9 protein-coding genes and 1 pseudogene are annotated in these 8,670 nt (G+C 58.9%); 8 read left to right on the plus strand and 2 right to left on the minus strand.

The window, feature by feature from the left end; translation table 11 throughout:
* From FS320_RS47260 to FS320_RS32925, 4 genes are all read left to right on the plus strand, one after another.
* The coding region (locus FS320_RS47260) for a hypothetical protein (protein WP_210252228.1) at nt 1-202 on the plus strand (202 nt) is incomplete at its 5' end.
* A gap of 340 nt (nt 203-542) precedes the next feature.
* On the plus strand, nt 543-680 hold the full coding sequence (locus FS320_RS32915; RefSeq protein WP_162562918.1) for a hypothetical protein: 138 nt from the start codon (nt 543-545) through the stop codon (nt 678-680).
* Nucleotides 673-942: a WGR domain-containing protein gene (locus tag FS320_RS32920; protein ID WP_244627544.1), complete on the plus strand. Its 270-nt coding sequence runs from the start codon at nt 673-675 to the stop codon at nt 940-942. Before FS320_RS32915 ends, FS320_RS32920 begins: the two co-directional genes overlap by 8 nt.
* Nucleotides 939-1,190: a hypothetical protein gene (locus tag FS320_RS32925; protein WP_152716634.1), complete on the plus strand. Its 252-nt coding sequence runs from the start codon at nt 939-941 to the stop codon at nt 1,188-1,190. Before FS320_RS32920 ends, FS320_RS32925 begins: the two co-directional genes overlap by 4 nt.
* Nucleotides 1,191-2,109: 919 nt before the next feature.
* On the opposite strand, the gene FS320_RS32930 is transcribed toward FS320_RS32925, so the two are convergent.
* Nucleotides 2,110-2,610, minus strand: coding sequence for a WGR domain-containing protein (locus tag FS320_RS32930; RefSeq protein WP_244627545.1), 501 nt, complete (start codon nt 2,608-2,610; stop codon nt 2,110-2,112).
* A 698-nt stretch (nt 2,611-3,308) separates the two neighbouring features.
* Here FS320_RS32930 and FS320_RS32940 point away from each other — a divergent pair.
* The 3 genes and pseudogenes from FS320_RS32940 to FS320_RS32950 all read left to right on the plus strand — a co-directional run bounded on the left by FS320_RS32940 (nt 3,309) and on the right by FS320_RS32950 (nt 6,810).
* On the plus strand, nt 3,309-4,337 hold the full coding sequence (locus FS320_RS32940; protein ID WP_162003407.1) for a methyltransferase: 1,029 nt from the start codon (nt 3,309-3,311) through the stop codon (nt 4,335-4,337).
* A gap of 414 nt (nt 4,338-4,751) precedes the next feature.
* Nucleotides 4,752-5,050: pseudogene (locus FS320_RS32945) on the plus strand (cupin domain-containing protein); the annotation flags it as partial.
* Nucleotides 5,051-6,027: 977 nt separating this feature from the next.
* A complete protein-coding gene (locus FS320_RS32950) occupies nt 6,028-6,810 on the plus strand; it encodes a cysteine hydrolase family protein (protein WP_152716636.1) in 783 nt (260 codons plus the stop codon).
* 69 nt (nt 6,811-6,879) lie between these two features.
* Here FS320_RS32950 and FS320_RS32955 read toward each other — a convergent pair whose 3' ends face one another.
* Nucleotides 6,880-7,095: a hypothetical protein gene (locus FS320_RS32955; protein WP_152716637.1), complete on the minus strand. Its 216-nt coding sequence runs from the start codon at nt 7,093-7,095 to the stop codon at nt 6,880-6,882.
* Between the two features lie 446 nt (nt 7,096-7,541).
* On the opposite strand from FS320_RS32955, the gene FS320_RS32960 reads away from it, so the two are divergent.
* The gene (locus tag FS320_RS32960; protein WP_152716638.1) at nt 7,542-7,784 is read left to right on the plus strand and encodes a hypothetical protein; all 243 of its coding nucleotides are present in this window, start codon (nt 7,542-7,544) and stop codon (nt 7,782-7,784) included.
* Nucleotides 7,785-8,670: the final 886 nt, after the last annotated feature.

An 8,670-nucleotide genomic window follows, 5' to 3' on the forward strand; every position in this document is an offset into this window, starting at 1 on the left:
CCAGAAGCTCATTGGCCTTAGCGGGACCCGTTTGAATAAGTTGTCTGATGGTGGTCATGTTGTCCTCATGAGATCTGGAAAAGGTGATCACCGACGCAATACGAATGTGGTGATGATGGTGCTCGGCTCGGTGTCGCTTGCGAGCCACGAGCGCGTGTTTGAGAAACCACGGTTGAGCCGTAGGCCTTTCAGACGAATGTGATGTTGGTGGGTGTAACGCAGACGCTAGGAACACTATCGCGCAACTGCGAAAAACTTGCTGCAGCGCAGTATAGCAACAGCTTGAAGCCCGAACGGTTCCTCAAAAAAGGCTCCGCTTCTGGAGGCCGTGAAGGCACCCGCGCTGGCGATGGTGAAGCGGGATTGCCATATGTGAGCTGTCGCCGACTTGTGCTTCACAGGCGTCGGTGACTGAGCGAGCCGAGTGCTCCGACCTGTCGTGTGGAGCTAACAATGGCTGAGAACATACGCCTCCATCCTCCGTTTGTTGCTGAAACCCTGTCCTTTGGATCCAGGACGATGAAGCTCCTCCAGATTTCTCGGTGACGGTCGGCTTCTGGGAAACGGACACCATCTTCGAAGTCGGCTTCTGGCGCGTCTTCTCGGCCCGTGGTCCATCGACCTACTTCGATCAGCATGTTCGTGGCTGGATGCCGCTCCCTCGGGTTCCGAATGCCTGACGATCTCCGCTCCCCGATCAAGCACCATCTGGTGCTGCCCAAGCGTGACCCGGAGCCGCGGGCCGCGCGGTTCTACTCGCTCATGATCGAGCGGGATCTGTTCGGGACTGTGCGCCTGGGGCGCAACTGGCGCCGGATCGGCACCAACGGGCAGGAGCTGGTGGAGAGCTTCGGCAGTGAGGAAGAGGCCGGCCGCGCCTCGAGGCGCTGGCCGGAGCCAAGCGCCGGCGAGGATATCGAGATCTGTAAGGAGGACCTATGAGCGAGGCTCAAAGAGACTATACGCCGTTTGGCTTTCTCACTTACGCGGAGAGCTACGGGCGATCCGCTTTCATCGTCTCTAGCGCGATAGAGAATGGCGCTCGGATGATCTGGAACGTCCCGATCGGAACGCTCGCGCTCCATTGCGTCGAGCTCTGCCTGAAAGGCGTCCTCGTGAAAGAGGGAAAGACGCCGGAGGAGGTCCGGAGAACCTACGGCCACAACATCAAGGAATGGCGGGATCATTGAGGACTGGAACGGCTGGTGCCCTCAAGGAACACTTTTACACTCTATTCCCCTGCACCAGACGCTGCATTGATGGCTCATCAGAGAGACCTCTCAACGAACCTGATTGGGAATGGGAGCCCCTGCCACCAAATCTGCTCCAGGGGACTCAGGTGGCAAAGAGGCTGGGTGTAAAAGATCCAGGCTCAGCGTGCCGTGTTAGATGTTCCGACCGGGTAGATCCCACCTAACCTCGCATCAGAGACTGGAGAGAGGTAGTCAATGGCCGCAAGAAGCGTCACGAGAGCGACAAGGACAATACCATCGGCAATGACGAGGATCGAAAGCCCATCCATAGGATGCCCCTAATCTAAATCCATTTGTAGTCTAAGGCTTGAGGCAATTCTTGCCTCTTCGGCAGGTTACATCAACCCCCCCGAGGAGTTACCCCTTCGTCGTTGGTGCTGCCGTTGGGAAATCTGGATAAGCGGGATGTCTGCTAGGTCTTTGAGCTGTCATCTGGCCAAGGGGAGCGTGCGAGACGCATCAGGTCATCCGGATAATCAGAGCCTCTCTTGGGTGCCTGGACAGCCTGATGGAGTGGGGGCTGCTCTTGGTTCTCAGGCGTCGTCCGTATAACCCTGCGGATCATGTCTTTGATATGCCTGACAACCTGATCGGCCATGTGCGTCACGAGACACTCTCCAAGGACCACCCAGGCTCACCAGCAATCGTGACCGGAATGTGCTTCCCTTGAGATTCTTTGGGACAGTCAGCAAGGTTGTCTCGGAAGTGTCGGATACCCGACAGACAACATGAGCTTGGCTGTGTACGTAAGGCATACCGGCTCCCTCGCACGCGAGTGCCCCATGTACATGAGCTGGCCCTTAAAGCGCCCCTTGCAGCAACGGGCGCTTTCTTTTTGTCGTGGCAAGGACTGACCTCACAGAGCTTGACACCCGCGCCGCCGCTTGGCCTGTGCCAAGGCCTCCGCCTTGCCGGCCTCGGTCTCGTCGGCTTGGATCTCGACCATCTCCTGCCCCTTGGTGCCGATCCGGCGCCAGTTACGCCCCAGGCGCACGGTCCCGAACCGATCCCGTTCGATCATGAGCGAGTAGAACCGCGTTACCCGCCGCTCCGGATCGCGCTTGTGCAGCACCAGATGGTGCTTGATCGGGGAGCGGAGATCGTCAGGCACGATAAATGCGGGGCAGCGGCCGCCAGCCGACAATGTGCCAGTCGAAGTAGGTGTGGTGCCGTACCGCGCTCCGAAGACGCGCCAATGGCTCCTCAGGGTGATATCGTCAGTCTCCCAGACCCCGACGGTCATCGGATAGGTCGGCGGCGCCTCTGCATCCTCAATCCAGAGGATTACAGGCGTACCGTCCCGGGGTGCCAGCCTGACTGGATACCAGTCGTCCATGATGGCTCTTTCTCGGTTCAAGACTTTGGCTCCGTCCTGCCCTCATCCGCCTCGGCCTTGCCGATAGCTCCTCTTCGGGTTCCGCTTTCGCCAGGACCGGCGTATGCGGGTGCCGTGTCTCGATCCGCCAGTCACCGGGCCCACAGAGCCGCAGCCCCGTGCTGTCGACCCGCAGATGCACCGGTCCTGCTTGTGAAATGGATCTTGGCACCTCCAGGGTTGCTGCGCGGCGGCTCAGGGCGGGCGACGTGTTGCGGAAGGTCGCGGCCTAACTGGCCGCTGTCGCGAACAGGTCAGCTGGGTTGCCGTCTGCACCATTCATCGAGCTGTTCCGCGCTAGAGAGCTGAGCTGAACCACATGTCGGCTGTTTCATGGTGCGTCGAAACAGCTCCGGCGCCAATGCGGAATTCGCCTCAAGGCTTTTGTTTATGGGCTAAGATCGGCGGGAAAGGCTCTGCCTGTCGGAGCAGTATCTGGAGCTGCACGAGGCGGACAGTCCTATTGGAGCTGGCGGTCTCCGGTTGGGGTCCTGTCTTCGAGGTAATCTCGACACGCACCCCACAATGGAGCAACATCGGAGCGTATCGCTCATCGACCGCGAATAACGAGGAGGCCCGCGCCTGGGCAAGGTCCGCCGTATCCAAGCGTGAGAATCTCGGCACGCGTGACGGCAATTCCTGACCGTTAGGGGAAGCGATTGAGCAGAATGGAGGGTTCGATGACTGCCACTGGCTCGGAGCGCGAGGGCTTCGCCGACATGGCCCTCCTGGTGCGCGCCTTCCAAGTCTCCAAGATGCTCGCGGTGGCAGCCTCGCTCGAACTGGCTGACCGGGTCCAGGATGGCCCCAAGCCGGTCACCACACTGGCCGCGGATTGCGGCGCGGATGCCGCGATGCTCCTGCGGCTCTGCCGGGCGCTTGCCGCCTTCGGCGTCTTTGCAGTCGACGCCGAGGGAGCGGTGAGCCAGTCGGTCCGATCCGAATGGCTTCTCAAGGACGCCAAGCCAACTCTTCACTACGCGGCGCTCTACTGGACGACCCCCGGCAGTTGGACGGCCTGGGGCCATCTCGAACACGCGATTCGAACCGGCTCCTGCCCGTTCGAAGAGGTGTTCGGCCAACCCATGTTCCCGTACCTGAGCGGACACCCGGCGGAAGCTGTCGTCTTCGATCGGTTCATGCAGCATAGCCCTGACGCCCGTCAGGCTGCCGTCGTCGAGGCGTATGATTTCTCGGGTATCCGGCTCGTGGTCGATGTCGGAGGTGGAAACGGTGCGCTGCTAAAAGCCATCTTGGAGGCCAATCCCCAGGCCGAAGGCCTGCTCTTCGACCAGTCGGCTGTCGTCGCGGCCGCACCGCCACTGCTCACCGAGGCCGGGCTCGCCGACCGCTGCATTGTTCAGGCCGGGAACTTCTTTCAGGCCGTTCCAGCCGGGGGAGACTGTTATCTGCTATCGCAGATCCTGCATAACTGGAGCGACGAAGGCTGCCTCACGATCCTGCGCAACTGTCGGGCCGCCATGACGCCCGGAGGGCGGCTCCTCATCATTGAGCGCGTGCTGGAGGAACCGGGCACGACGAACCCGATGAACTTCCTCGCCGACATGCACATGATGGTGCTCTTCCCGGATGCACGGGAGCGATCTCTCCGGGAGTATTCCGGCCTTCTGCGCGAGACGGGCTTCAGCGAGCCGCGGGCGATCGCGACGCAATCGCCATTCGGCGTGGTCGAGGCGCTTGCCGCGTAGCGGATGATGGCCCGTCGGGCGCACCGTTGCTCACCCACGAACGATGTACTCTGCGCGAGGACAAGGGCGAGCGAGTCGACAAGCATTCCGGTCGCGGTCATCGCAGAATCGTCCCGCAATCCTCCGCTAAGGATTCTGCGGCTCTCTCTGCCTCTTGGCCTTGGCGGTAGCGCCGCGAAAGATAGGACGTTGGCCCCGATTTCGCTTGAGGTTTTGCTATTTGCCACTGGGGACCATCTGTCGGAATGTCGAACCGATGCCTCGTCATTTGATGCCGATCAACTTTAATGGGACTCGATCTGATCCGGTAAGCCTCTCAGCAATCACTTCCGCTCGCTCCGAAATCCGCATGCACACTCCCGCGAAAGGGCTTAGCGTAGAAATCCGGGAAGATTCTGCGATGACCCGTACTTACCGACCGGTGACCATGGCGAGGTCAATCTTGCATCGGGCAAACGAGTGTCCATGCGGCTGTGGCGGGACGAGCCGCCAACCCAAGACAAACCCAGCCGCAGGCACGAGTACGAGGTCGTCCGCTACGTCATCACCGGACGGGCTGAACTAGAGATCGAGGGGCAAACCGTGCGGCTGGAGCCGGGGGACTCCTGGGTCGCCCCGCAGGGGCCGAGCATACCTACCGCATTCTGGAGACGTTCACGGCAGTCGAAGCGACCGCTCCTCCTGCTCAGGTACATGGGCGCGAGAAGTCTTAGCGTCGCTGCGCCAACCGCCACGGTCAGCCGAACACGATTCCTTTCAAGCTTTTAAGAGCCCTATCGCACTGCTCGATGTGTTCGCTGGCCCGCCGCTGCATCTCAACGGTATTCTGGCAAGGTTCCTCGACCTCGTGCTTGCAAAATGGGCAGATCATCAGACTGGCCCTTCTCCGAGAGTGAATATGTCGGACCAACCAAGGGACGCGACCGGAGTTCCCCACATTTCAAGGGCTGTTGTCCATCGTTGGGCTTCCGCATCTTCTGAGCGGTGACAAGAACGACTCTGTATGCATTCGACCTGAGCTTTCTGCCAACGCACTGAATAGCAGACAGCAGTGCCAATCAGTTTGTCGTATGAGCGCCGAGGTACTTGCGAAGCGTGGCCTTGCCCGAAACCATCCGATGGTTCGCCCGCCACAGGATTGCGCTATGAAGTCACCCACGATGGGAGTGAGGTCTCCAAGCCTACGGATAGTCTCGGATCGGGTAAGGGCACTTCTCTATTCGGCTTCGAACCCGGACCCTGTCTCTTGCTCGGCTCAAACCTCCGAGTGGCTTGCGGTCTTTGCTCAGAGCGAGGGGGCCTAACCGACGTCAACTGTGACCCCTCTTTTCAGCTATTTGTCTCAATTATCCAGCCGGTTGCGCCTGTTCTGACAGAGGTCAAAATTTCAAAGCCAGTCTACAATCAAAACTGATGAACTGCTCAACTCTAACAGCAACAACCCTGCCTTATAAGTCATTTGCGAAGTGCAGCGCCATTAAGGGCGCAGTGACCGTACGTTATAGCATCCTTCTAGGAGATCGAAGCTCGTAAGAATAGCGTTCCTTATTTCTCCAGTGCCATACAAGTTTTTCCCGAGATCTGCTCAAAAATAACAATCTCGTTCTACTTGCCGTCCTCTTATGGGCCGCTCTCTAATAAGCGGCCTCGCTGGCATTTTTTCTGCCAAGGGTGAAGGAGGAGAAGCCCGATGACCCAAGAGACCTCGCGCCGTCAATTACTCACTGCCGCAGCTGGGATCGCCGGAGCTGCTGCGATAGGATCGCAGGTCCTGGGACAGGAAGGTTCAAAGCCCCTAAGCCCGACTCCTATCCCCGAACTCGCGCCGCAATGGAAAAAGCTTAATCTGGCCGAGATCCTCAAGCGGCCGGCAGCATTCGTCTCGGTCAGCCAGAACAATTCGCTCTACAGGCCGTGGGGAGCACAGGCCGCTGAGCGCCAGTGGGAGCGCGGATCCCTGCCGGCCACGATCAAGGTTGTCGAGGCAGCTCGGAAGGCTTCAAACTTCAAATCGTTCAGCTGGGTTGGCTACTCTGTTTTCCGAGAGAACTACCCGCAGTCCATTTTCGATAAAGTGCAGTACGAAACGTGGGTCGAGGGCCTTAAGTTCGATGACGCCAAAAAGAAAGCTGACAATGAACTCGTTGATGAACTGAAGGCATTGGTTCAGCCGGGAGACCTTCAATTCAATGAACTCGCCCTTCAGACCGCTTTTGTCGGAACCGAGCTTCCCTTGGAACTCTCCCGCAAGCGGATCGAGGCCATTGTCCTTACGGGCATCCATCTGGACTGGTGCATTGAGGGGAATGCCAGAGCCGCTCGGGACAATGGCTATCTTCCGATTGTCATCGGAGACGCGACGGCAACGCAGAAGCCGGAACAACAGGCAGCAGCCTACGATCGGATCAACAACTTCTTCGCGCCAGTTATCTCCTCTGACGAGTTTGTCAGGCTCTTGTCTCAGCCTGCTTGATCAAGCAGACATCGCGATCCACCAATCGAGCCGGCGCCCTGCGAGCCGGCTTTTTGCATGGGATAGCACTTACGAGCCCAGTTTTGGCTGTGCAGTCTTGAGGGGTTGGATGGCCCATTGGATCATCGGCCCACCAAGACTGTCGACCTGCTTGTTCAACGCATCCACCAGTTGCTGCACACGGGGAGCCATTGTGGCTTCTTTTGCCTGCAGTTCAGTCGAGACTTTCATCATCTTCGCCGCTTCATAGGCTGGGATCTTGGCCATCGGCTGCTGAGCCGCCATGCAGATCCCGCTGTACTCGACGTTGATCTCCTTAATCTTGGGATCAGCGCAAGATCTGTATCTGATTGTACGGCAACGAAGTACGTAGCAAGAACGTGTGCTTACAGGCTGATGGGTAGCCCCCTTGAAGCCATACTTGGCTCGGTTCAGGTCCAGAAAAGTCGGACAGGGTGAGCGCTTTCATGAGAAACGCATCACTCCTGATCCGTCGTCTGAGAGGCCTTGCCTGACCGGGAGCCATCGCATTATTCAGCATAGCGTCGCAGATCCCGGCCCCCGCGCTGGCATCGCCTGGGCACCATGCTCCAGTGCCCGGGTCTGGTGGCATCATCCTCGTGTGGCTCTTCATGGAGGGGGATCTCACGGCCTCGTCGGGACATCGCTTGACAGTCTACGTCTCAACGCAAGACAAAGGTCATTATTCTGCGTCAAGCGGAGAAGTTACCATGGATGTGGTGGTGACACCGGCCGCACTCAAACCAGCAGGGACCTGGACGTTGAACGATCGCCTGGGGCGGCCTCTCGGCACAATTACCGAAGTCTCTCCATCGCTGTTCGTCATCGCTGCAAACCGCAATTCCGGTCTGTCTGCAATGGGGGCTGCCAACTTCCCGTCTCTCAACGATGCAATGACAGCCATCGCACGCCACATGAAGGGCGAGTGTCAGCTTTCCAGTGGTGCCAGATAGCGCGATGCTGGGGCTTAGATTTCCTGCCCAACCCACCTGATGCCCCAGCCCTTACCCTGTCCAGCACCCGCATCACCTGGATTGCGGTTCATTCCGTGCCTCTGGCCATCCGGATAGGTCGCTCATACAGCGCAGTCGCGAGGCCATCACGCATTGTCGGGAAACACGCGCTTTGAATTCGGAGATGAGGGCTTTCGCGGAAGGCATCCTCCAACCATGAGGTAGTGCTCGCTTCTCTGTTGCCTGCTCGTCGAAAGATGAGGGGGGCCCTCAGGAGCGTCGAATACCTCTACCTTGTCGATAGATCCGCTTGGCGAGAGCGCTTGCGTCTTCTCGAGCCTTGACCGCGAGTTCCCGCCTGATGTCACTGAGGCAGCCAAGCGCCCGCTGACACTCGGAACAGCGGACAATCGAGTGATCATGAGGCTTCGGGGACACGACTGCCCGCGTCGATCCACAGCCAGGGCAAAGGTAGCCCAACTCAACGCCGCCCTTGATCAATGAAGCAGCCCTCTGTGTTCAAGCCGTTGCTGTCGAAACGAAGCCTATCGTCAGCAGTTATGATGTCAAAATGGCGGCCTATCTAAAAGGATGGAGGAAACCACGGCAGAACGAGAGCCAGATCCGCGCCAGGCAGAGCACAAGGAAGCGGTGCCTCTCTCCTGGTAGAGCCGGCACATCCCGTCTGACGCGCTGTTGCTGGGGTAGGTTAATGGCGGCGGCTGCGCTCTCCGCCATACTTTTGCCGTGCCAAACTAATACTACTGTGTCATAAACTCACGAGGCGAGCTATAGTCGGGAGATCCATCATGCGGAGGCGTGTGATGAACCTTCCTATCCCATCAGAGACGCGCGAGGCGCGGTTTGCCGCCTATGTTGATGCCCT

It is taken from the genome of Microvirga tunisiensis, assembly GCF_009296175.1.
GTDB classification, from domain to species: Bacteria; Pseudomonadota; Alphaproteobacteria; order Rhizobiales; family Beijerinckiaceae; genus Microvirga; species Microvirga tunisiensis.

What these genes read in the sequence shown, in the direction of transcription:
- FS320_RS32940 (WP_162003407.1), top strand. Translation starts at nt 3,309, where the DNA reads ATGACTGCCACTGGCTCGGAGCGCGAGGGCTTCGCCGACATGGCCCTC.
- FS320_RS32925 (WP_152716634.1), top strand. Translation starts at nt 939, where the DNA reads ATGAGCGAGGCTCAAAGAGACTATACGCCGTTTGGCTTTCTCACTTAC.
- FS320_RS32960 (WP_152716638.1), top strand. Translation starts at nt 7,542, where the DNA reads ATGGATGTGGTGGTGACACCGGCCGCACTCAAACCAGCAGGGACCTGG.
- FS320_RS32955 (WP_152716637.1), bottom strand. Translation starts at nt 7,095, where the DNA reads ATGGCGGCTCAGCAGCCGATGGCCAAGATCCCAGCCTATGAAGCGGCG.
- FS320_RS32920 (WP_244627544.1), top strand. Translation starts at nt 673, where the DNA reads ATGCCTGACGATCTCCGCTCCCCGATCAAGCACCATCTGGTGCTGCCC.
- FS320_RS32950 (WP_152716636.1), top strand. Translation starts at nt 6,028, where the DNA reads ATGACCCAAGAGACCTCGCGCCGTCAATTACTCACTGCCGCAGCTGGG.